Source organism: Domibacillus sp. A3M-37 (assembly GCF_024213455.1).
Taxonomy (GTDB): Bacteria; Bacillota; Bacilli; order Bacillales; family Domibacillaceae; genus Domibacillus; species Domibacillus tundrae.
The window spans coordinates 249521-272756 of the sequence record NZ_JANAVL010000004.1; the positions used below are offsets into that span (position 1 = coordinate 249521).

The following is a 23236-nucleotide window of genomic DNA, read 5'->3' on the forward strand; positions in this document are numbered from 1 at the left end:
AGCATGGAAAGAATTTATTTAGATCACGCGGCAACATCGCCGGTTCATCCGAAAGCAGGAGAAGCGATGCTGGCAGTATTAACTGAGACATACGGAAATCCGTCGAGTATTCATTCATTCGGACGTGATTCGCGGCGGATTGTCGATGAAGCGAGAACGATCATCGCTAAAACGATAAACGCCGGATTTAACGATGTGATTTTCACCGGAAGCGGCACGGAAGCGGATAATATGGCGATTTTTGGGGCAGCGCGCTCCAAAAAGTCTGGTCACATTATAACATCAGTTATTGAACATCATGCTGTTTTACATGCGTGCGAAGCGCTCCAAAAAGACGGATTTGATGTTACGTATTTGCCGGTGAATGAAGAGGGCCTCGTCTCGGTTTCAGACGTGCAGAAAGCTCTTCGTAATGACACCATTCTCGTTTCCATTATGTATGGAAATAATGAAACAGGCGCTATCCAGCCAATTAATGATATTGGCCGGCTGCTTGCCGATCATCCAGCTCTGTTTCATGTCGATGCAGTGCAGGCATATGGGATTTTGCCGATTGATGTGAAAGAATTGAATGTGGATTTTTTGGCTGTATCCGGCCATAAAATTAACGGACCAAAAGGAATCGGGGTACTTTTTGTGAAGCCTGGCACACCATTTGCGCCCATTTTATACGGCGGTGAACAAGAGCGTAAACGGCGCGCAGGCACTGAAAATACAGCAGCGATTGCGGGAGTGGCGGCAGCGGCGGAAATTGCAGAAAACACACGTGAAGAACGGGCTGCCCGCTACACTGAAATGAAGCAGCTTTTCATGGATACACTTGCGCAAAATGGCGCTTCTTTTTCCTCGAACGGCAAAGTTGAACAATCGCTGCCGCATGTGCTAAACTTGTTTTTTCCCGGAACGGACGTCGAAGCGTTTTTAGTGAATCTCGATATGGCAGGCATTGCGGCATCAAGCGGATCAGCCTGCACAGCAGGGTCTATTGAGCCCTCACACGTCTTGACGGCCATGTTTGGAGCGGATTCAGAAAAACTGCGTTCATCGATCCGATTTAGTTTTGGGCTGAATAATACAAAAGAACAAATCGAACAAGCCGCGCTTAAAACAGCGGAAATCGCAAAGCGGCTTTTATAGAAAGAGGATGAAGAAATGAAAGCACCGAAAGACACCCGTGTTGTAGTCGGTATGTCAGGCGGCGTTGATTCTTCAGTTGCGGCGCTTCTTTTAAAGCAGCAAGGGTATGACGTAGTCGGCATCTTTATGAAAAACTGGGATGATACTGACGAATTTGGCGTCTGCACGGCAACGGAAGATTATGATGATGTCATTCGTGTCTGCAATCAAATTGGCATTCCGTATTATGCGGTCAATTTTGAAAAGCAGTACTGGGATAAAGTGTTTACGTATTTTTTAGATGAATATAAAGCAGGCCGGACACCGAATCCGGACGTCATGTGTAATAAAGAAATTAAATTTAAAGCATTTCTTGATCATGCGATGAAGCTCGGAGCTGATTATTTGGCGACAGGACATTATGCGCGGATTGACCGGGCGGGCAGCGAAGTAAAAATGCTCCGCGGCGTTGACAATAATAAAGACCAGACGTACTTTTTAAATCAGCTGTCGCAAAGCCAGCTGGATAAAGTCATGTTTCCAATCGGGGAGCTTGAGAAAAAACGGGTTCGTGAAATTGCGGCAGAAGCGGGCTTGGCCACAGCAGCGAAAAAAGATTCCACTGGTATTTGTTTTATCGGTGAGCGAAACTTTAAAGGATTTTTAGGGCAGTATTTACCAGCACAGCCCGGCGATATGGTCACGTTTGACGGCCGCAAAATGGGCCGCCATGATGGGTTAATGTACTATACAATCGGTCAGCGTCATGGTCTTGGCATCGGCGGAAGCGGCGAGCCTTGGTTTGTCGGCGGCAAAAATTTGGAAACGAATGAGCTGTATGTGGTACAAGGGTTCCATCATGAAACGCTTTATTCGGATTCGCTGGATGCGGTGCAAGTTGGCTTTACGACAAATGAATCAATGCCAGAAACGTTTCATTGTACAGCGAAATTCCGCTACCGTCAGGCGGACACGGGCGTAACGATTACGCAAACAGGAGACGGCACGGCACATATCGTCTTTGACGAACCGGTCCGCGCCATTACACCGGGTCAGGCAGTCGTTCTGTATGATGGGGACATATGCCTGGGCGGCGGTACAATCGATAAAGTGTACAAAGAAAACAAACAGCTTGAATATGTAGGCTGAATGCGGTCCGCTCCCTCTACACGTGGGGCGGATTTCTTTGTTATAATAGAAAAAAATAAACGGAGGCGGCATATGGATAAAAATCAGCAAGGCATTGAATTATTACAAGAAGGAAAATGGGAAGAAGCGTTAAAGCTTTTTACCGAACAAATAGAAGAAAAACCGCAGGATCCGGCCGCGTATATTAATTTTGGGCATGTACTTGCTGAAATGAACGATACAGAGCGGGCATTGAAGTTTTATGAAAAAGCGGTGGAGGTCGATCACTCTTCAAGTGCAGCCCATTATGCACTCGGCTCGTTTTATTTTGGTCAGGAACGGTTTGAAGAATCGGCGCAGTCATTTGAAAAAGCGATTCGGAACGGCATGGAAGAAGCGGATGCGTATTTTATGCTGGGGCTGTCTTTCTTATATTTGGATCAGACCGTCATGGCGCTCCCTTATTTGATGCGTGCGGTTGAGCTGAATGGGGACGATGTGGAAGCGCGTTTTCAATTTGCGCTCGCTTTGGCAAAAACCGAGCAATATGAAGAAGCGGAAAAAAATCTGCAAGTCGTGATCAGCCAGGATCCGGCTCATGCGGATGCATTTTATAATTTAGGCGTTTTATATGCAGGGCACTATGAGCAGCCGGAGAAAGCGCATAGCTATTTTGACCGCGCGCTTGACATTCAGCCGGACCACATGCTCGCAGGCTACGGGAAAAAATTATTGGATGCTGCAAACTAAGCGGAGGTGAACGGCGTGATGCAGGAAAAACGGGATTTATTCACAGAAGGGGAGCAGTTTTTAAAAGGCCGGCATATTGTCACGATTTTCCGGAACAATGAAAACTTCTATACCGTTCTTCGCGTCCGTGTCGCCGAAACTGACGGAAAGTACGAAGAAAAAGAAGCGGTGGTCACCGGGTATTTTCCGGCGGTTCATGAGCATGAAATGTACATATTCAACGGTCATTTTAAAGACCATCCCCGGTTTGGCCGGCAGTTTATCGCCCGCACGGCCCAAAAAGAAATGCCGCAGACTAAACAGGGCCTGATTGCGTATTTATCCGGTGATTTATTTAAAGGCATAGGCAAAAAAACAGCTGAATCAATCGTCGAAACGCTCGGTGAACAGGCGATTTCAAAAATTATTGCCGACAAAAGCTGTTTAAAAAAAGTGCCGCGCCTGCCGGCAGAAAAAGCGGACGTCTTACACGAAACGCTCATGAAGCATCAGGGACTTGAACAAATTATGGTCACGTTAAATGAATTTGGATTCGGTCCGCAGCTGTCGATGAAAATTTACCAAATGTATTACGAAGAGTCACTGAATGTCATTCAGGAAAACCCGTATCGGCTGGTAGAAGATATTGAAGGGATCGGCTTTGTCCGGGCGGATGAGATTGGCGCGCAGATCGGCATTAGCGGCGCCCATCCGGATCGGCTGAAAGCAGCGATATTGTATTCGCTTGAAAAGCAGTGCCTGCAAGACGGACACTGTTATGCGGAAGCGGAAGAGTTATTAAGCAGTGTAAAAGAGCTGCTTGATAAAAGTGCAAACGGCACGGCTGAGTTTGACACGATTGCCACCCGGCTGATTGAGCTCGAGGAAGAAGGAAAGGTATCCGGGGAAGAGCAGCGTGTGTATATGCCGTCTCTTTATTTTTCGGAAAAAGGGCTTGTCACAAACATACAGCGTGTCCTCGAACAGGAACCACACTCGTTCCCGGAATCGGAATTTTTGCTGGCGCTAGGGGAACTCGAGGATCGGACAGGCATTGCGTATGCGCCGTCGCAAAAGCAGGCGATTCAAACCGCGCTTGCGTCGCCTCTGATGATTTTAACCGGTGGACCTGGTACTGGGAAGACAACTGTTATTAAAGGCATTGTTGAGTTATACGGTGAGCTGCACGGGTTGTCGCTTGATCCGAAAAAGTATGACAAGGACGATCCATTTCCCATTAAGCTTTGTGCGCCGACCGGGCGTGCAGCGAAGCGGATGATGGAATCGACTGGCCTTCCCGCCGTCACGATCCACCGGCTGCTTGGTTTTAATGGACAGGAAGAGCCAGAAGAGGAAGGCAATGCGGTCAGCGGCCGGCTGTTAATTGTAGATGAAACCTCGATGGTCGATATTTGGCTGGCGCATCAGCTGTTTAAAGCGGTACCGGACGATATGCAGGTAATATTAGTCGGCGATGAAGACCAGCTTCCGTCAGTCGGTCCAGGCCAGGTGTTGAAAGACATGCTTGCGTCAAAAACGATTCCTTCTGTGCGGCTGACAGATATTTACCGGCAGGAAGAAGGCTCTTCCATCATCAGCCTCGCGCACAGTATTAAAGATGGCTTCGTTCCCGAGACGCTGACTGCTCCCCAAAAAGACCGCTCGTTTATCAGGTGTGGAACCAGCCAAATTCCGGATGTTATCAAAAAAGTGGTGAAAAACGCCGCCGGAAAAGGATACGAGACGCGGGACATTCAAGTGCTGGCGCCCATGTATAAAGGACCTGCCGGCATCGACAAATTAAACGAAGTGCTGCAGCAAGTCCTCAATCCAAACGAAGATGGCCGCCGAAAAGAATTACCTTTTGGATCCGTTAAATACCGGATTGGCGACAAAGTACTGCAGCTCGTGAACCAGCCGGAACAAAATGTGTTTAATGGAGATATTGGTGAAATTATTTCAATTTTTTATGCGAAAGAAAATACCGAAAAAGAAGACATGGTCATTGTTTCGTATGAAGGAAATGAAGTGACATACACCCGGAATGATTTAAATCAGATTACGCATGCGTTCTGCTGTTCGATTCATAAATCGCAGGGAAGCGAATTTCCAATTGTTATTTTGCCGGTTGTCAAAAGCTACTACCGGATGTTGAGACGGAACTTGCTCTACACAGCGATTACGAGAAGCAAGCAATTTTTGATTTTGTGCGGGGAAGAAGAAGCGTTTAATATTGGCATTAGCCGGAATGATGATTTAATTCGGAAAACGGCGCTCGCTGAACGTCTTTCAGCGGAAGAAACAACGAGTAAGCCGAATGAGAAATTAACAGAAGACACATGGATGGCGGTCGATCCGATGATCGGCATGGAAGGCGTTACTCCATACGATTTCATGGCAGTATAAAAAGCAGGCGATTCGTACATACTGATGGAAAAACAACAGGAGGGATCATGATGCAATCATGTCCGAACTGCGGAAGCCGGGAAGTAGGTCGAATCGGCTCCGATCATTATTACTGTCATGACTGCTGCGTGGAAATGTCGGAACTAGAAGGCGGTCTTGTTATTCACCAAGTAGAAGAAGACGGGTCGCTTATACAGCTTGATGAATGGTCGTGAGCAACATTGACAAACGCCTGATTCCTTTTTATAATTCGGGTATATGAATTTCGACAAATCGAAGAAGGACAAGAGTACATCATAGCCCATTCAAAGAGAGAAATGTCCTTGGCTGGAAGACATTTTGGATGAAGGATGATGGAAAGCTGGGTCCTGAGTGCAGCAATTACTGCCGTCTGCCGCGTTAAGGCGTTTGAGAGGCGAATTCTTATGTAAGAATTGGCAATCAGGGTGGTACCGCGAACAAGCTTCGTCCCTGTTAGGGGATGGGGCTTTTTTTGCTGTCTTTTTTCGGTACGATACATATTTTAAGGAGGATTTTATGATGAAAGCATTAACGGGTGCGGATATTCGCCGCCTCTATTTAGAATTTTTCCAGGAAAAAGGGCATCGGGTTGAGCCGAGCGCTCCACTTGTACCAATTGATGATGCGAGCCTGCTTTGGATCAACAGCGGCGTGGCCACATTAAAAAAATATTTTGACGGGCGGATTATCCCGGATAACCCGCGTATTACAAATGCACAAAAATCGATCCGGACGAACGATATTGAAAACGTCGGCAAAACAGCACGCCACCATACATTTTTTGAAATGCTCGGCAATTTTTCAATTGGTGAATACTTTAAAACAGAAGCAATTCACTGGGCCTGGGAATTTTTAACGAGTGAAAAATGGATCGGATTTGATCCAGAAAAACTATCGGTCACAATTCACCCTGAAGATGAAGAAGCGTATCTCATTTGGAAAAACGAAGTGGGTGTACCGGATGAGCGTATCATCCGTTTAGAAGGAAACTTCTGGGATATCGGAGAAGGGCCATCTGGACCTAACACAGAAATTTTCTATGACCGCGGCGTGGAATATGGCGCTGATGGAAATGATCCGGAATTGTACCCGGGCGGTGAAAATGATCGGTATTTAGAAGTCTGGAATCTTGTATTCTCTGAGTTTAACCATAACCCGGACGGCACATACACACCGCTTCCAAAGAAAAATATTGATACGGGCATGGGTCTTGAGCGGATGGCTTCTGTTGTTCAAAATGTGCCAACCAACTTTGATACGGACTTATTTATGCCGATCATTCGTGAAACAGAACGTCTTTCCGGTGAACAGTACCGGGTGAATGACGAAAAAGATACCGCCTTTAAAGTCATTGCGGACCACATTCGGACTGTTGCTTTTGCGATTGGTGACGGGGCACTTCCATCAAATGAAGGACGCGGCTACGTTTTGCGCCGTCTGCTTCGCCGAGCGGTTCGTTACGCAAAACAAATCGGCATTAACCGTCCATTTATGTACGAGCTTGTGCCGGTCGTTGGCGAAGTAATGAACGATTATTATCCGGAAGTGACAGAAAAAACAGCTTTTATTCAAAAAGTCATTAAAAACGAAGAAGAACGTTTCCATGAAACATTAAACGAAGGACTGTCCATTCTTTCTTCTGTGATTGAAAAAGCGAAAGCAGCTGGTTCAGACACGATTGATGGCGCCGATATTTTCCGTTTATATGATACGTATGGCTTCCCGGTTGAACTGACGGAGGAATATGCGGAAGAAGAAGGCATGAAAGCAGACCAGGCCGGATTCGAGCGTGAAATGAAGCAGCAGCGTGACCGCGCGCGTGCCGCTCGCCAAGATACAGATTCGATGCAGGTGCAGGGCGGCGTCTTGTCGTCTGTGACAGAGGAAAGTACGTTTACGTATGACCGGCTAACGGTTGAGACGACCGTAGCAGTTTTGATAAAAGATGGGGCGTTTGCCGACGAAGCACACGAAGGTGAAGAAATTCAATTTATTTTGAAAGAAACACCATTTTATGCAGAAAGCGGCGGTCAAATTGCCGATAAAGGCGTATTAGAGTCTGAGACAGCACGAGTCGTTGTTAAAGATGTACAAAAAGCGCCAAATGGACAAAACGTACACAATGCTATTGTGGAAAGTGGCACGCTTACAGCAAAAAGCAGTGTAACGGCAAAAGTAGACGTATTATCACGCGGCAAAATTATTAAAAATCACACGGCAACACATTTAATGCATCAAGCATTGAAAGATGTGCTCGGTACACACGTAAATCAGGCAGGATCACTTGTAGAACAGGATCGTCTTCGCTTTGACTTTTCACATTTTGGGCAAGTGACCGCTGATGAAATGGCTCAGGTCGAAACGATTGTTAACGAAAAAATTTGGCAGGGAATTGCAGTAGAAACGGCGTTTAAACCAATTGCCGATGCGAAAGCAATGGGCGCGATGGCATTGTTTGGCGAAAAGTATGGCGATATCGTCCGTGTCGTATCCGTCGGCGATTACAGCCTTGAGCTTTGCGGCGGATGCCATGTCGTCAATACAGCGGAGATTGGCCTGTTTAAAGTACTGTCTGAAAGCGGAATTGGTGCTGGTACACGCCGTATCGAAGCGGTAACGGGCGAAGGAGCGTTCCGGTATTTGAATGAGCAGGCAAATGTATTAAAAGAAGCAGCAGCGAAATTAAAATCAAATCCGAAAGACATTTTGGTGAAAGCGGACAGCCTGCAGGCAGAAATGCGTGAGCTGCAGCGTGAAAATGAATCACTTTCAAAAAAATTGTCAAATATAGAAGCAGGAAGCCTTACAGATAAAATTGAAAACGTCAATGGTGTGCAGCTTCTTGCGGTGAATGTCCAGGCTGCGGATATGAATGCACTTCGTACAATGGCAGATGAATTAAAACAAAAAGTAACACCGGGTGTGATCGTGTTGATTGCGGCCGCAGATGGAAAAGTGAATGTGGTCACAGCCGTCACAGGTGATTTAACGGAAAAAGGCTTCCATGCCGGCAAACTGATAAAAGAAGTGGCCGGATGCCTTGGCGGAGGCGGCGGAGGCCGTCCGGATATGGCACAGGCAGGCGGAAAAGATCCATCGAAAATCGACGAAGCGTTACAAATTGCCGTTGAATGGGTGAAATCCATTTGAATATGTTGTCATTTGTTGTACAATGAAACATATCGTACAGAAGCGGGCATTCAATATCCGCCTGAAGTGAGGTGCTGACAGTGAGTTCTTTTGACAAGACAATGCGTTTTAATTTTCCGCAAGAGCCGTATGATGAAAATGTAAAAGAAGTGCTGCTGAAAGTTCATAGCGCACTGGAGGAAAAAGGGTATAATCCAATCAATCAAATTGTTGGTTATTTGCTTTCTGGAGACCCGGCCTATATCCCGCGCCATAACGATGCGCGAAATTTAATCCGCCGGCTTGAACGGGATGAAATTATTGAGGAGCTTGTCAAAACGTACCTGAAAGAACAGCAGGAGGAACCAACATCATGAGAACAATGGGCCTTGACGCCGGCACGAAAACAGTGGGCATTGCGATTAGCGATGCATTCGGCTGGACAGCGCAGGGCATTGAGACAATAAAAATTAACGAGGCAGCAGGTGAATTTGGTCTTGGCCGAATCGGCGAACTTGTGCGGGAGCATGAAGTGAGCAGATTTGTTGTCGGTTTTCCGAAAAACATGAATAATACAGTAGGGCCCAGAGGAGAAGCCGCAAAAATGTTTGCAGGCCTTCTCGAGGAAACGTTCAGCCTGCCGGCTGTTCTTTGGGACGAAAGATTGACAACGATGGCGGCGGAACGGGTGCTAATAGACGCAGATGTCAGCCGGAAAAAGCGTAAAAAAGTAATTGATAAAATGGCTGCGATGATGATTTTGCAAGGATATCTCGACAGTCAAAAATAATGAGGTGACCATCATAATGGAACATGGCGAAAAGCAAATTACAGTAATTGATGAAAACGGCAATGAACAGCTTTGTGAAGTATTGTTTACCTTTCACAACGATGAATTTGATAAATCATACGTTCTTTACTTCCCGGTAGGTGCGGAAGAAGATGATAATGAAGAAATTGAAATTCATGCATCATCTTTCACTCCAAAAGATGAAGGAGAAGATGGCGAGCTTGAGCCCATCGAAACAGATGAAGAATGGGAAATGATTGAAGAAATGCTCAATACGTTCCTTGACGACGAAGAACAAGAGTAAATAGAGAGAACAGGCGATATTATAAGCGCCTGTTCTTTTTTTTGAAAGAAAGTGTATGTTTCAGAATTTTGTCCAGCTCCAGACGTCATCGAGGTCCACACGATGTGGGTCACAAAAGCGTTGCGACGATCTGGATGAGCTAGTCGGACGAATGGCATAGGACGTGGCGGCTTTGAAGCGCGGCGGCACGATGCCGCGTTCTTAAGCTTTTGTTCTGTTTATCCGGCGTCAAGCCAAGCGCTTCTGGAAGCAAAAAGCGCCTCCGCCAGTGCTATTCTTATGCTTGTCACCGATAAACGGGCGTCTTTCGCTTTTCTTTTTGCATCATTCTTGTATACTATAAAAAAGAAAGATGGTGTCGAAAGGGGATTTTTATGTCGAATAATGTTTTTCCGCCGGCTTCAGGACGAAAAAGGCGGCTGAAAAGGGCTATTTTAATTGTGTTTTTTTTATTTTTGCTGTTGGCAGCGGCCGGCGCAGCGGGAGCCTATTACATATGGCAAAGTGCGTCTGAGCCAGCTGATGCTGGAAGTAAGGAAGAAGTGGGGATATCCATTCCGCTCGGCTCGAGCTTATCATTCATTTCTCAGACGCTTGAAGATAATGGAATTGTGAAAAATGCCACACTGTTTAAATATTATGTGAAGTATAAAGGAGAAGGCGATTTTCAGGCAGGTGAATACGTCCTTTCTCCTTCAATGACACCGGATGCTATCATGGCTTCGTTAAAGGAAGGAAAAGTCATAGGATCACTAGATGGAGCAATAGCAATTCCGGAAGGCTACCAGCTCACGCAAATTGCCGAGATAATCGCTTCTGAAACAGATCGTACAGCAGAAGAAGTCCTTGCTGTATTGAATGACAAAGCTTTTGTGGAAAAAATGATGGCAGATCATCCAGCGCTTGTTACAAAAGCCGTCCTCGGTGAAAACATTCGTTATCCGCTGGAAGGATATTTATATCCGGCAACATATGACGTTGTAGATACTCAGAAGCCGGTTGAAGAGATTGCTGAAGAAATGATCGCGAAAACGGATGAGATTGTACAGCGCTATTCAGAACAAATTAAAGCGTCCGGCATGACCGTTCATGAATTTTTAACGTTTTCTTCACTCGTTGAAGAAGAAGCAACGGGGAAAACAGACCGTAAAAAAATTGCCAGCGTTTTTTATAACCGGATGAAGGTGAATATGCCGCTGCAAACAGACCCGACGGTGTTATACGCACACGGCGAGCATAAAGACCGTGTTTTGTATGCAGACTTAAAAGTGGATTCTCCTTATAACACCTACCAGGTGAAAGGACTGACACCGGGACCGATCGGTAACAGCGGTATTGATTCGATGGAAGCAGTGCTTGCGCCGGAGCGGACTGAGTTCCTTTACTTCCTTGCTTCACCGGCAGGAGACGTGTACTATTCAAAAACCCTCGATGAACATAATAAGTTAAAAGCAAAATATATTACGAACAATCAATAGAAAGCGCACATGGCTTTTCTGTAATTTCTATGATAAAATAATTCGGGCACATGAAGACACGGGAAAGCTTTTATAGCTTTCTCTTTTTCTTAGAAAAGAGGGTATGTTTACTATGAAAGACGACATACATGACTATATTGAATCACTTTTAACGCCGCGGGAAGGCTTGCTCGACGAGATGGAGCAGTACGCAGCCGAGCATCGTGTGCCGATTATGGAACCAGTCGGAATAGACACGCTGCTGGCCGTCCTGAAGCTGCAAAATCCCGCGCGGCTGCTTGAAATTGGCACAGCAATTGGCTATTCCGCTCTTCGAATGACCGCGGCTGTTCCAGGGCTGCGTGTGACAACACTAGAGCGCGACGAAGACCGATTTGAAAAAGCCAATCAATATATTAGCCGGTCAGGTGATCAAGACCGTATTCATATTTTATTTGGCGATGCGCTTGAACTGGCGGAAAAAGCAGCGGAAGACGGACCGTTTGATGCCATCTTTATTGATGCGGCAAAAGGGCAGTACCGCCGCTTTTTTGAATTGTACGCCCCTATGCTTAAACAAGGCGGCGTCATTTATTCAGATAACGTGTTGTTTAAAGGGTATGCCGCGGGAGTTGATGCGCCCACAAAACGGATTGAAAAAATGGTGCAGAAAATTACCGATTACAATCAATGGCTTATGGCCCATCCTGGATATGATACATCCATTATTCCATCCGGCGACGGAATTGCCATCAGCATAAAACGGAGTGAAGAAAAATGAATAAACCCGAACTACTCGTGACGCCGGGCAGCGTCGACGAAATAAAGAAACAAATAGAAGCAGGAGCTGATGCATTTTTAATTGGCGAGCAGCGGTACGGCTTGCGTCTCGCTGGAGAATTTAATCGTGAGCAGATTAACGAAGCTGTCACGCTTGCACAGGAATACGGGAAAAAAGTATATGTCGCTGTTAATGCGATTTTTCATAACCAGATTGCGAATGAGCTGGATGACTACGTAGCCTTTGTAAAAGAGACAGGGGCGGATGCGCTTGTATTCGGAGATCCGGCTGTGATTATGGCGGTTAGAGAAACTACGCCTGGATTCCCGCTGCACTGGAGTCCCGAAACGATTGCAACGAACTATTATACAGCGAATTATTGGGGCAGGCGCGGCGCTGTCCGCGCGGTATTGGCACGCGAACTAAGCATGGATGCAATTATTGAAATGAAAGAACATGCAGAAGTTCAAATTGAAGTGCAAGTTCATGGGATGACATGTATGTTCCAGTCTAAGCGTCCGCTTTTAGGCCATTATTTTGAATACATGGGCAACAATATGGAAATTGAAAAACGTCAAGGCACGCAAAACATGCTGCTTCATGATGAGGAACGAAGCAATAAATACCCGATATATGAAGATATCAATGGTACACACATCATGAGTCCCAACGATATGTGTATTATCGATGAACTGCAGGATATGGTGGACGCTGGTATTGACTCGTTTAAAATCGATGGCGTTCTTCAAACGGAAGCCTATCGAATTGAAGTGACGAAACTATACCGGAAAGCAATTGACTTGTGCATCGACAATCCGGACCAATACGAGGATGAAAAAGAGCAATTACTCCAAGCGGCAGAAGCACTGCAGCAAGAACATCGTCCACTCGATTCAGGATTTTTCTTTAAAGAGACGGTTTATTAATAAAGGAGGAAGCGAGAATGAACGGATTGAAAAACGATGGCATTTCTGAAATCGTTGACGGCAAACGGGTCATTGTAAAAAAACCGGAACTTTTAGCACCGGCCGGAACGCTTGAAAAGTTGAAAATTGCTGTTCGTTATGGGGCAGATGCAGTGTATATCGGCGGCCAGGAATATGGTCTTCGTTCAAATGCCGGTAATTTTACATTTGAGGAAATGAAAGAAGGCGTGGCATTTGCGAAAAGCTACGGTGCGAAAGTATATGTGACCACGAATATTTTTGCTCATAATGAAAATATTGATGGGCTGGAAGACTATTTGCGCGGGATCGGCGAAGCAGGTGTAACAGGTATTATTGTGGCTGACCCGCTTATTATCGAAACATGCCGCCGCGTTGCGCCAAACGTTGAAGTGCATTTAAGCACACAGCAGTCGCTTTCAAACTGGCGTGCGGTAAAGTATTGGAAAGATGAAGGGTTAGACCGTGTTGTTCTTGCCCGCGAGACGACAGGTGAAGAAATGCGTCTTATGAAAGAAAAAGTAGATATCGAAATTGAAACATTTATTCATGGGGCGATGTGTATTGCTTATTCAGGCCGCTGCGTGCTGAGTAACCATATGACAGCGAGGGATTCAAACCGGGGCGGATGCTGTCAGTCATGCCGTTGGGATTATAACCTAGTTGAAATGGAAGATGGCGAAGAAATGGCGATCACGCAGGAAGGCGATTCACCGTTTGCAATGAGCCCGAAAGATTTACGGCTTTTGCAGTCGATCCCTGGGCTTATTGAGCTTGGTATCGACAGCTTAAAAATTGAAGGCCGGATGAAATCCATTCATTATGTCGCAACCGTTGTTGGTGTATACCGGAAAGTGATTGACGCATATTGCGCAGATCCGGAAAACTTCACAATTAAAGACGAGTGGCTTGAAGAGCTGGAAAAATGTGCAAACCGTCCGGCAGCACCAGCGTTTTTCGCTGGAACACCATCCGCTGATGAACAGCTTTTTGGCGTTCACGGCAAAAAAGCCTCGCATGACTTTACAGGACTTGTTGTCGATTACGATGAAGCGACACAAATGGTTACATTGCAGCAGCGGAATTTTTTCCGTCCAGGCGACACAGTTGAATTTTTCGGACCGAATATGAACACATTCAATCAGGTCGTTGGCACGGTGGTTGATGAAGATGGAAATGAGCTCGATGCAGCCCGTCACCCGCTTCAAATTGTCCGTTTCAAACTGGACCGTCCTGTTTCAAAAGATGATATGATGCGGAAAGGGTTGTGACGTTCATGAGCAAAAAGCCGATTGTGATCGGCGTTGCGGGCGGCTCCGGCTCCGGTAAAACGAGTGTTGCCCGCGCGATTTACGACTATTTTGAAGGCGGCTCGATTATGATGATTGAGCAGGATTATTATTATAAAAACCAATCCCATCTTACATTTGAAGAGCGTCTGAATCAAAACTATGATCATCCGCTTGCGTTTGACAACGAGTTGCTGATTGAACAGATGAATGATTTGATGAACAATCGTCCGGTTGAAAAACCGGTGTACGATTATGCGAATCATACCCGTTCTTCCGAAACCATTCCGCTTGAACCTAAAGATGTGATTATTCTTGAAGGCATTCTTGTTCTTGAAGATGAACGGCTTCGTGAATTAATGGATATAAAGCTCTTTGTCGATACGGATGCGGATTTGAGGTTCATCCGCCGGCTTACGCGTGATATAAAAGAGCGCGGCAGGTCGCTCGATTCAGTTGTCGGACAGTATACAGAAGTCGTCCGCCCGATGCATAACCAGTTTATTGAGCCGACCAAGCGATATGCAGATGTTATTATCCCAATCGGCGGGGAAAATAAAGTCGCGATCGATTTATTAATTGCAAAAATACAAACAATTCTTGAACAAAAAGACATTTTATAGTATGTTTTTATGAAACAGGCATACAATGGGAAAAACGCGCGCCTTCTAAATTGGAAGGGGCGCGCTCATATTTAAGTGCTTTTTTTGTGAACATTAAAGGAGTGGAAGAAGTTGTCGAACGAAAAAGTATACCCGATGACACGGGAAGGGAAAGAAAAACTGGAGCAAGAGCTTGACCAATTAAAATCTGTAAAGAGGAAAGAAGTTGTGGAACGCATTAAAATCGCCCGCAGCTTCGGCGACCTGTCGGAAAACTCTGAGTATGACTCAGCAAAAGAAGAGCAGGCGTTTGTGGAAGGCCGGATCGGAACAATCGAGACAATGATCCGCAATGCGAAAATCATTGAAGCAAGTGAAATGAAAAAGGATGAAGTGTCTCTTGGGAAAACGGTGACATTTATTGAACTTCCAGATGGCGAAGAAGAAAGCTACACAATCGTCGGAAGTGCGGAAGCGGATCCATTCGAAGGGAAAATTTCAAACGACTCACCTATCGCCAAAAGCATGATTGGCAAGCGTGTTGGCGACGAAGTCATCGTTCAGACGCCTGCTGGCGAAATGAATGTGAAAATCGTTTCAATCGGTTAATAAAAAAGCGCAAAAGGCGCGAGCCTTTTGCGCTTTTTTTGCGTAAAAACTTTTATCAGGCAAACGAGACGTGTTAAAATGGAAGCGTAACTGAGGAGGAGAAGCAAATGGAACAATCGTCGCGTGCCCAGCGCAAAACAAAGCGGAGAAAAACGAACCGCATTTTAAATACAGCCATCGCGGTTGTCGTACTGCTTATTATCATCGTCGGATTTACCATATTCGCTGGTGGAAATGATGAGGAACCGGCAGCACCGGAAGAAACAAAGCAGGATCAAACAGCCGCTGTTTCGGATGAAGAAACAGAAGAAGAAACAGCTGATGAACCTACGGAAGAACCGGCTGTAACAGAAGAGCCGGCTGACGAAGAAGAAACCGAAGAAAAACCAGCGGATGAAGAAGTTGTCGTTTCAGAAGGAACCGAACCAAATGTTGAGCAAGATATTGTGAATCCGAACTGGGAAGGTGTAGGCACGACCCAGTCAGGTGAGCATGCGTCTTCATTTGAAACGGATTCATCCGATTGGCAGGAAAAAGAGCAGGCTTTGGCTTATGCCACCGGTATTCCATTGAGCGATATGACAGTTTGGTATATAAGCGGCAATGGCCCTCAAGGTGCTATTGGAACAGTATCACCGAAGTCAAGCGAAAATGAAGCATACCGTGTATACATTGAATGGGTAGACGGCGAAGGCTGGAAGCCAATAAAAGTGCAAAAACTCGAAGAAAACGATAAAGGCCGCTAAAACCTGCTAAAACCCGCTTCGACGGCGGGTTTTTTTGCGGGACCAAATAAAAGGAGTGCTACAGATGAAAGCAGCGATTATTGGTGCAATGGAAGAAGAAGTAACGATTTTACGCAGTGAAATGGAAAACAAAGAAGTAAAGGTGATTGGCGGCAGTGAATTTACGACGGGACTGCTTCATGGCGTTGAAACGGTTTTGCTTCGTTCAGGTATCGGCAAGGTCAATGCGGCGATGACGACAGCGGTGCTTATTCATGAATTCAAGCCGGATGTGATTATCAATACTGGCTCAGCCGGCGGTCTGTCACCTGAATTACAAGTTGGTGATATCGTCATTTCAACAGAAGTCCGTCATCATGATGTTGATGTGACTGCATTCGGTTATGAATATGGTCAGGTGCCACAGCTCCCGGCAGCATTCCAAGCGGATGAGTTGCTTATTGACATCGCATATAAGGCATCAGAAAAGGATTCAGAGCTGAAAACAGTTAAAGGGCTTATTGCAACGGGTGATTCCTTTATGAATGAGCCAGCCCGTGTTCAGGCTATTGCAGAAACATTCCCTGGTCTTCAAGCAGTTGAAATGGAAGCAGCTGCAATTGCTCAAGTTGCTTATCAATTTGATGTGCCATTTGTTATTATCCGGGCGCTTTCTGATATTGCCGGCAAGGAATCGACTATTTCATTTGAACAATTTTTGCCAAAAGCGGGTCTTCATTCGGCTAATCTGGTGATGAAAATTGTTGAACAGCTCCAAAAAGCGCAATAAACGAGTACAAAAAGATGCATTTTATGATAAAGTAAGGGTAATGAATAAAGTGGATGAAAAGGAGAGTTGTCACGAATGGTTATGATGATTATGGGGTTGCTTTTGGCAACGGTAACGGGCGTTATGATCTCTGTTTCAATCGATTGAGGAAAAGTGATTTGAAGGGTGCTCCGGATCTTTTGGAGCCCTTTTTTGTTTCGTTTGAAGCCGTTTAAACTCTTGCATCATTTTGGCAAGGGCTCTTTTTTCAATACGTGAGACGTAGCTTCTTGAAATGTTCATGTTTGCCGCAATTTCGCGCTGCGTCTTATCTTGATCATTCACCAAGCCATAGCGTGCCGCAATGACGGACAATTCCCGTTCATCGAGAACCGACAGGCACTTTTTCATTTGATCAATATCCATTTGAAGAGATAAGCGTCCAGTAACATCTTCATCCTCGGTCTTTAATAAATCAAGAAGGCTGATTTCGTTTCCTTCTTTGTCACGGCCGACCGGATCATACAGTGATACATCTTTTTTTGTTTTCTTTAAAGAGCGGAAATGCATGAGGATTTCATTTTCAATACACCGCGCTGCATAGGTGGCGAGCTTTGTTCCTTTTTTGCCGGAATAGCTTTCAATGCCTTTAATCAGCCCAATCGTCCCGATCGAGATAAGATCTTCTGTATCGTGATGTGTTTTTTCAAATTTTTTCACAATATGGGCAACGAGACGGAGATTATGTTCAATAAGCTTCGCACGGGCGTAGCGGTCTCCTTGTTCATGAAGCGACAAATATTTTTTTTCTTCTTCCGCGCTTAAAGGCTGGGGAAACGCGTTATGTTTCACATAAGAGACGAAAAAAACCGCTTCCTTTAATAAAAAAGAGAGAGCGGCTGCTAGTTCAATCATAGTGAACCCTCCTTTAATAGAAAGCATATTCAGAAGGGGTTATGGCTATTCCTTTTTGTTGCCATTTTGCGACTGGATGGCCCGCCGCTGTATCTCTTTTTCCATTAGTGTAAGGAAATCATGATTTAGCTTTAGTTTTGTCGCTTTTTTATAAGAAGAAAGAAGTAAGTGATCGGATAAAGAATGCATAACTTATCATCTCCATATAGTTAATATGTTTTTTTACAGTTTAACAAAAAAATGGGTTGGGAACAATTGTTCTTTTTTCCACAGGTGCCGGTGGATAAGTATGATTATGTGTTTGGATAACTGAGATGAACCCTTGAAATCAGTATGTTTATTTGTGTATAACTTTATCCACAGAAATAAAAAGTGAAAAAAATGTCGAAAAGTTTTTGTTCTTAATATTACTTTGTCACATATGAAAAAATCGGCTATGATAGGAGAAGCAAACGAATAGTAGAGGTGTACATTGTGCTGAAATTATTTTTACCAAATGAGCAGGTAAAAAGTGTGCTGGAAATCGACCCAGAACGTCTAAAAGAAAAAGGAATTAAAGCAATCATAACTGATCTTGATAATACGCTTGTCGCATGGGACAGACCGGATGCCACGCCCGAACTTTTGAATTGGTTTCAAAAAATGAGCGATGCGGGCATTAAAGTATTGATCGTATCGAATAATAATCAAAAGCGGGTCAGCTCGTTTTCGACACCGCTCGATTTGCCATTTATTTTTGAGGCAAGAAAACCGATGGGCCGCGCATTTAGAAAAGCGATTAAGCTGTTGAATGTGAAAAAGCACGAAACAGTCGTCATCGGCGACCAGCTTCTGACTGACGTATTTGGAGGGAATCGAAGCGGTATTTATACAATTTTAGTTATCCCTATTGCAGCGACGGATGGGTTTTGGACGCGAATTAATCGGAAGGTTGAGCGAAGATTAATGGCTTTTTTCCGTCGTAAAGGGATGATTCAATGGGAGGAACGAAAGCAATGAGTGAAATAATCACATGTGATGGCTGTGGGGTTGCCATTCAAACGACAGACCCGAATGCGCTTGGCTATGCGCCTGCTGCCGCCCTGGAAAAAGAAACGGTTGTCTGTAAGCGGTGCTTCCGTTTGAAGCACTACAATGAAGTGCAGGACGTTGAACTAACAGACGACGACTTTCTAAAAATCTTAAACACGATTGGTGATACTGATTCGTTAATTGTGAAAATCGTTGATATTTTTGACTTTAACGGAAGCTGGCTGCCAGGCCTGCACCGTTTTGCCGGAAAAAATCCGGTATTGTTGATCGGAAATAAATCCGATTTGCTTCCAAAGTCAGTGAAAAAAGAACGGGTAATTCACTGGATGCGCTATGAGGCAAGCCAGCTTGGCTTAAAGCCAGTTGACGTGATGTTAACGAGCGCATCAGAAGGAAAAGCCATCCGTGACGCGGCGGATGCAATTGATCATTACCGGAACGGGAAAGACGTGTATGTAGTTGGCTGTACAAATGTCGGCAAATCGACGTTTATTAACCGGATTATTCAAGAAATTACTGGTGAAGGTGACATTATTACCACGTCCCACTTTCCAGGCACAACACTTGATATGATCGAAATTCCTCTTTCTGACGGTCATGTGCTTGTCGATACACCGGGAATTATAAATCATCATCAAATGGCTCATTTCGTGGATAAAGAAAACTTGAAACTTTTGCTGCCGAAAAAAGAAATCAAACCAAAAGTCTTTCAGCTAAATGAAGAGCAGACATTGTTTTTTGGCGGATTGGCTCGTTTTGATTATTTATCTGGTGGACGCCGCTCGTTTATATGCCATCTGTCCAATGAAATCGAAATTCATCGGACGAAACTGGAAAAAGCCGACGCCCTATATGAAAACCATGCAGGTGAATTGCTAAAGCCGGCAGGGCATGGCGGAGCAGCACTTGAGCTTGTCCGTCAGGAATGGACGATAAAAGAAGCGAAGACAGACATCGTTTTCTCGGGACTTGGCTGGATTACAGTAAATGAACCAGGTGCAAAAGTGGCGGCTTATGTGCCAAAAGGAGCCGCTGTTACGTTACGTAAGTCGTTAATTTAAAGGTGGGGCAGTCAGATGAAAAAGTTATATGGCGTTATTGGCGATCCGATTGGTCATTCCATGTCACCGGATATGCACAATGACGCGTTTCAATCACTAAGTATGGATGCGCATTATCACGCATTTCAAATTGAAAAAAAAGATTTAGAAGCCGCGGTGCTAGGAATGAAAGCAATCGGCATTTCTGGCTTTAATGTGACGGTTCCGTATAAAACGGCGATTATGCCGCTTTTAGATGAGGTAGACCCGCTCGCTCAAGCTATTGGAGCAGTGAATACTGTGGTTTTGGATAACGGACGGTTCATCGGCTATAATACAGATGGCGAAGGTTTTCTTGCCGGATTAGAAGTTGAATATGACGAAAACGTGCTCGACAAGCGTATTTTACTGCTTGGCGCAGGCGGATCAGCCCGGGCGATTTATTATACACTCAGCCAAAAAGGCGCTATGCACATTGATATTGGCAACCGGACACTTGAAAAAGCAGAGGAGCTAAAGAAACGCTGCCCGTACCCAGTTAAGACTTCACTCTTGACGCTTGATGAAGCAGCGGAAAAGCTCGCAGATTATGATATTATTATTCAGACAACATCAATCGGCATGTCGCCCAATGTTGAAGCCATGCCTATTTCGCTTGACAACCTCCACCCAGATGCGTTTGTGGCGGACATTATATATAATCCGATTGAAACAGCGTTTATGAAAGAAGCAAAAGCACGGGGAGCGAGGTCGCAAAATGGAGCGAAAATGTTATCATTTCAAGGAGCGCTTGCTTTTGAAAAATGGACAGGCATTCTGCCGGAACCGTCCCGCATGGAAACAATTATTTACAACAAACTTGGAGGAATAAAATGCTGACAGGAAAACAAAAACGATTTTTACGGGCGGATGCCCATCATTTAGACCCGATTTTTCAAGTAGGAAAAGGCGGCGTCACTGAAAATATGACGAAACAAATTGCGGAAGCACTTGAAGTGCGCGAACTCATTAAAGTAAGTATTTTGCAAAATAATGAAGATGATAAACACGATGTGGCAGAAGCATTGGCTAAAGGAGCGAAAGCAGAACTCGTTCAATTAATCGGTCATACAGTTGTTTTATACAAAGAATCAAAAGAAAACAAAAAAATCGTTCTGCCGCGATGAAAAAAGTTGGCATTTTAGGCGGAACATTCAATCCGCCGCACGTTGGCCACTTAATTGCGGCCAATGAAGTGCTGCACGCGCTGCACCTGGATGAAATCCGTTTTATGCCAAATTCGATTCCACCGCATAAGAGACTGGCTGGCCATATAGCCGATGAGCATCGGCTTCGTATGGCGGAACTTGCCATTGAAGACAATGAATTGTTTAAAATCGAAAAAATCGAAATCGAACGTGCAGGCGTTTCGTATACGATTGATACAATGCGGGAATTGATAAAACAAGAACCGGATACGTCATTTTATTTTATCATTGGCGCAGACATGATTGAATATTTGCCGAAGTGGCGGGAAATTGATGAATTAAGCCGGCTTGTCACATTTGTTGGTGTAAAGCGGCCGGGTTATTCAACAGAAACGAGATACCCGGTGATTCTCATTGAAACACCGGAAATTCATTTGTCATCAACGGCTCTCCGGAAAAAAGCGGCATCGAACGAAACACTTCATTATTTGCTGCCGGAATCGGTCATTCGGTATATAAAGGAGAATGGCTTATATGGAGCGGAATAGAGCGCTTGAACTTGTTAAAGTGCAGTTAACAGATAAGCGATACACGCATACACTAGGCGTAATGGAAACGGCTGTGATGCTTGCTAAACGATATGGAGCGGATGTGAAAAAAGCTGAATTGGCTGCTATTTTTCATGACTATGCAAAATTTCGTCCAAAAGAAGAAATGAAGCAAATTTTGATTGATGAACAAGAAGATGTTCGGCTTCTTCAATTCCATCATGAGCTTTGGCATGCGCCGGCGGGAGCTGCTCTTGTGCGAAAGGAAGCCGGGGTAAAAAATGAAGAAGTGCTATCGGCAATACGCTGGCACACGACGGGAAGGCCCGGTATGACACGGCTTGAAAAAATTGTTTACTTGGCAGATTATATCGAGCCCGGCAGGCTTTTCCCAGGTGTGGATGATGTCCGAACGATAGCAGAACAGAATTTGGACGATGCGGTTCTGGCTGCAGTGAAAAATTCGATTATCTTTTTGATGAACAAACAACAGCCGGTTTTTCCGGTAACGATGGATACGTACAATGATTTTATTCAGAATGGAGACGATGGTTAATTGACAGAACAACAGCAATTACTACATGCAGTAACGAAAGCAGCAGATGATAAACGGGCGGAAAACATTACCGCACTCAATATGGATGGTATTTCGCCGATTGCGGATTATTTCGTTATATGTCATGGGAATTCAGATAAGCAAGTACAGGCAATTGCCCGGGAAGTAAAAGAAAAAGCAGAAGAGCTTGGCATGGATATTAAACGGATGGAAGGTTTTGACGAAGCTCGCTGGGTCTTAATCGATATTGGTGATGTAGTTGTTCATGTATTCCACCGTGATGAACGCGTCTATTATAATTTAGAGCGCTTATGGGGCGATGCACCGCATGTTGATGTGCTGACATCATGAGCTACAGCCGGTTTGCCACCGTATATGATGCGTTGATGCAAGATGCGCCGTATGATGAGTGGGAAGCATATTTGCAAAAAGAAGCGAAAGCCGGTTCGCTTCTTGATATTGGCTGTGGGACGGGCGAGCTTGCCGTTCGCTTTGCACGTGCCGGCTTTCACGTAACAGGTATTGACCTTTCTGAGGATATGCTTGCCATTGCCCGTGAAAAAGCAGAAGCGAATCATGTAACCATCCCGCTTTTTAAGCAGGATATGCGGGAACTCGACAGCGTCGGTACGTTTGAAACGGCAGTCATTTTTTGCGATTCGCTGAACTATTTGGAAACAGAAGAAGACGTGAAGCAAACCTTTCAATCGGTGTTCAACTATTTGAAAGACGACGGTTTGTTTTTGTTCGATGTTCATTCCGTTTATAAAATAAATCATGTTTTTTTAGAACAAACATTTGCCGATGCGGCGGAAGAGATTTCGTTTATTTGGAATGCATTCCCAGGAGAGCATGCGGATAGTGTAGAGCATGAACTGACGTTTTTCGTTCAGTTGGAAAATAGACAGTATGAACGGTTTGATGAACTGCACTCTCAGCGTACGTTTACGCCTGAAAAATATGCAGAGTGGCTTAAAGAAGCAGGGTTTAATGTGGAAGCCATTACGGCTGATTTTACAAATGATTCGCCATCTACACAATCCGAACGTATTTTTTTCAAAGCAAAAAAGAGCAGCCGCTAAGGTAGTGACCCCTTAAAGTTAGAGTTTCAATTATGCAGCTAATTGGCTGGCATGAGTCCGGTATTGCACCGGGCTCA

The 23236-nt window shown here is 44.9% G+C and carries 27 protein-coding genes and 1 other annotated feature; of the genes, 25 read left to right on the top strand and 2 right to left on the bottom strand.

What is annotated here, in order from left to right; all coding sequences use genetic code 11:
* Nucleotides 1–3: 3 nt before the first annotated feature.
* The 17 genes from NLX67_RS09590 to mtnN all read left to right on the top strand — a co-directional run bounded on the left by NLX67_RS09590 (nt 4) and on the right by mtnN (nt 16820).
* A complete protein-coding gene (locus tag NLX67_RS09590) occupies nt 4–1137 on the top strand; it encodes a cysteine desulfurase family protein (protein WP_254311556.1) in 1134 nt (377 codons plus the stop codon).
* A 15-nt stretch (nt 1138–1152) separates the two neighbouring features.
* The gene (mnmA, locus tag NLX67_RS09595; protein ID WP_254311557.1) at nt 1153–2265 is read left to right on the top strand and encodes a tRNA 2-thiouridine(34) synthase MnmA; all 1113 of its coding nucleotides are present in this window, start codon (nt 1153–1155) and stop codon (nt 2263–2265) included.
* Between the two features lie 72 nt (nt 2266–2337).
* Complete coding sequence (locus NLX67_RS09600) at nt 2338–2994, top strand: tetratricopeptide repeat protein (RefSeq protein ID WP_254311558.1); 657 nt, start codon at nt 2338–2340, stop codon at nt 2992–2994.
* An 18-nt stretch (nt 2995–3012) separates the two neighbouring features.
* Nucleotides 3013–5379 carry an SF1B family DNA helicase RecD2 gene (gene recD2 / locus NLX67_RS09605; protein ID WP_254311583.1) on the top strand — a complete coding sequence of 789 codons (2367 nt, stop codon included), beginning with the start codon at nt 3013–3015 and terminating at the stop codon, nt 5377–5379.
* 47 nt (nt 5380–5426) lie between these two features.
* A complete protein-coding gene (locus NLX67_RS09610) occupies nt 5427–5594 on the top strand; it encodes a hypothetical protein (protein WP_172645519.1) in 168 nt (55 codons plus the stop codon).
* 52 nt (nt 5595–5646) lie between these two features.
* Nucleotides 5647–5855, top strand: a binding site (T-box leader).
* A gap of 64 nt (nt 5856–5919) precedes the next feature.
* Nucleotides 5920–8550 (top strand): alanine--tRNA ligase, encoded by a 2631-nt coding sequence (alaS, locus tag NLX67_RS09615; protein WP_254311584.1) that lies wholly within the window; start codon nt 5920–5922, stop codon nt 8548–8550.
* Between the two features lie 80 nt (nt 8551–8630).
* A complete protein-coding gene (locus tag NLX67_RS09620; protein ID WP_046178720.1) occupies nt 8631–8906 on the top strand; it encodes an IreB family regulatory phosphoprotein in 276 nt (91 codons plus the stop codon).
* Complete coding sequence (ruvX, locus tag NLX67_RS09625) at nt 8903–9319, top strand: Holliday junction resolvase RuvX (RefSeq protein ID WP_254311559.1); 417 nt, start codon at nt 8903–8905, stop codon at nt 9317–9319. The genes NLX67_RS09620 and ruvX overlap by 4 nt, the downstream gene beginning before the upstream one ends.
* Before the next feature lie 16 nt (nt 9320–9335).
* Entirely contained in the window at nt 9336–9623 is a 288-nt protein-coding gene (locus tag NLX67_RS09630) for a DUF1292 domain-containing protein (protein ID WP_254311560.1), read from the top strand.
* Nucleotides 9624–9997: 374 nt separating this feature from the next.
* Nucleotides 9998–11101, top strand: a complete 1104-nt coding sequence (gene mltG, locus NLX67_RS09635) for an endolytic transglycosylase MltG (protein ID WP_254311561.1) — start codon at nt 9998–10000, stop codon at nt 11099–11101.
* Nucleotides 11102–11213: 112 nt separating this feature from the next.
* On the top strand, nt 11214–11861 hold the full coding sequence (locus tag NLX67_RS09640; RefSeq protein ID WP_254311562.1) for an O-methyltransferase: 648 nt from the start codon (nt 11214–11216) through the stop codon (nt 11859–11861).
* Entirely contained in the window at nt 11858–12787 is a 930-nt protein-coding gene (locus NLX67_RS09645; protein ID WP_254311563.1) for a peptidase U32 family protein, read from the top strand. Before NLX67_RS09640 ends, NLX67_RS09645 begins: the two co-directional genes overlap by 4 nt.
* A 17-nt stretch (nt 12788–12804) precedes the next feature.
* Nucleotides 12805–14076, top strand: coding sequence for a peptidase U32 family protein (locus NLX67_RS09650; protein WP_046178726.1), 1272 nt, complete (start codon nt 12805–12807; stop codon nt 14074–14076).
* A gap of 5 nt (nt 14077–14081) precedes the next feature.
* Entirely contained in the window at nt 14082–14717 is a 636-nt protein-coding gene (gene udk, locus NLX67_RS09655) for a uridine kinase (protein WP_046178727.1), read from the top strand.
* A 111-nt stretch (nt 14718–14828) separates the two neighbouring features.
* Entirely contained in the window at nt 14829–15305 is a 477-nt protein-coding gene (gene greA / locus NLX67_RS09660; protein WP_046178728.1) for a transcription elongation factor GreA, read from the top strand.
* A 107-nt stretch (nt 15306–15412) separates the two neighbouring features.
* Nucleotides 15413–16051, top strand: coding sequence for a DUF1510 family protein (locus NLX67_RS09665; RefSeq protein WP_254311564.1), 639 nt, complete (start codon nt 15413–15415; stop codon nt 16049–16051).
* Nucleotides 16052–16115: 64 nt separating this feature from the next.
* Nucleotides 16116–16820, top strand: coding sequence for a 5'-methylthioadenosine/S-adenosylhomocysteine nucleosidase (mtnN, locus tag NLX67_RS09670; RefSeq protein WP_046178730.1), 705 nt, complete (start codon nt 16116–16118; stop codon nt 16818–16820).
* A 135-nt stretch (nt 16821–16955) separates the two neighbouring features.
* Here mtnN and sigK read toward each other — a convergent pair whose 3' ends face one another.
* Nucleotides 16956–17714, bottom strand: a complete 759-nt coding sequence (gene sigK / locus NLX67_RS09675) for an RNA polymerase sporulation sigma factor SigK (RefSeq protein ID WP_254311565.1) — start codon at nt 17712–17714, stop codon at nt 16956–16958.
* 45 nt (nt 17715–17759) lie between these two features.
* Nucleotides 17760–17903, bottom strand: a complete 144-nt coding sequence (gene sda, locus NLX67_RS09680; protein ID WP_082091450.1) for a sporulation histidine kinase inhibitor Sda — start codon at nt 17901–17903, stop codon at nt 17760–17762.
* A 285-nt stretch (nt 17904–18188) separates the two neighbouring features.
* Here sda and NLX67_RS09685 point away from each other — a divergent pair, with 285 nt between their 5' ends.
* The 8 genes from NLX67_RS09685 to NLX67_RS09720 are packed head-to-tail and all read left to right on the top strand — an operon-like array spanning nt 18189 to nt 23159.
* Complete coding sequence (locus NLX67_RS09685; protein ID WP_046178732.1) at nt 18189–18713, top strand: YqeG family HAD IIIA-type phosphatase; 525 nt, start codon at nt 18189–18191, stop codon at nt 18711–18713.
* On the top strand, nt 18710–19807 hold the full coding sequence (gene yqeH / locus NLX67_RS09690; protein ID WP_254311566.1) for a ribosome biogenesis GTPase YqeH: 1098 nt from the start codon (nt 18710–18712) through the stop codon (nt 19805–19807). The genes NLX67_RS09685 and yqeH overlap by 4 nt, the downstream gene beginning before the upstream one ends.
* Nucleotides 19808–19822: 15 nt before the next feature.
* Complete coding sequence (gene aroE, locus NLX67_RS09695) at nt 19823–20665, top strand: shikimate dehydrogenase (protein ID WP_254311567.1); 843 nt, start codon at nt 19823–19825, stop codon at nt 20663–20665.
* Nucleotides 20659–20952 (top strand): ribosome assembly RNA-binding protein YhbY, encoded by a 294-nt coding sequence (gene yhbY, locus NLX67_RS09700; RefSeq protein ID WP_046178735.1) that lies wholly within the window; start codon nt 20659–20661, stop codon nt 20950–20952. The genes aroE and yhbY overlap by 7 nt, the downstream gene beginning before the upstream one ends.
* Nucleotides 20949–21521, top strand: a complete 573-nt coding sequence (locus NLX67_RS09705) for a nicotinate-nucleotide adenylyltransferase (protein ID WP_254311568.1) — start codon at nt 20949–20951, stop codon at nt 21519–21521. The genes yhbY and NLX67_RS09705 overlap by 4 nt, the downstream gene beginning before the upstream one ends.
* Nucleotides 21508–22077, top strand: coding sequence for a bis(5'-nucleosyl)-tetraphosphatase (symmetrical) YqeK (gene yqeK / locus NLX67_RS09710; RefSeq protein WP_254311569.1), 570 nt, complete (start codon nt 21508–21510; stop codon nt 22075–22077). Before NLX67_RS09705 ends, yqeK begins: the two co-directional genes overlap by 14 nt.
* Nucleotides 22078–22428, top strand: a complete 351-nt coding sequence (rsfS, locus tag NLX67_RS09715) for a ribosome silencing factor (protein WP_046178738.1) — start codon at nt 22078–22080, stop codon at nt 22426–22428.
* A complete protein-coding gene (locus NLX67_RS09720) occupies nt 22425–23159 on the top strand; it encodes a class I SAM-dependent DNA methyltransferase (RefSeq protein ID WP_254311570.1) in 735 nt (244 codons plus the stop codon). The genes rsfS and NLX67_RS09720 overlap by 4 nt, the downstream gene beginning before the upstream one ends.
* The last annotated feature ends 77 nt before the right edge of the window (nt 23160–23236 follow it).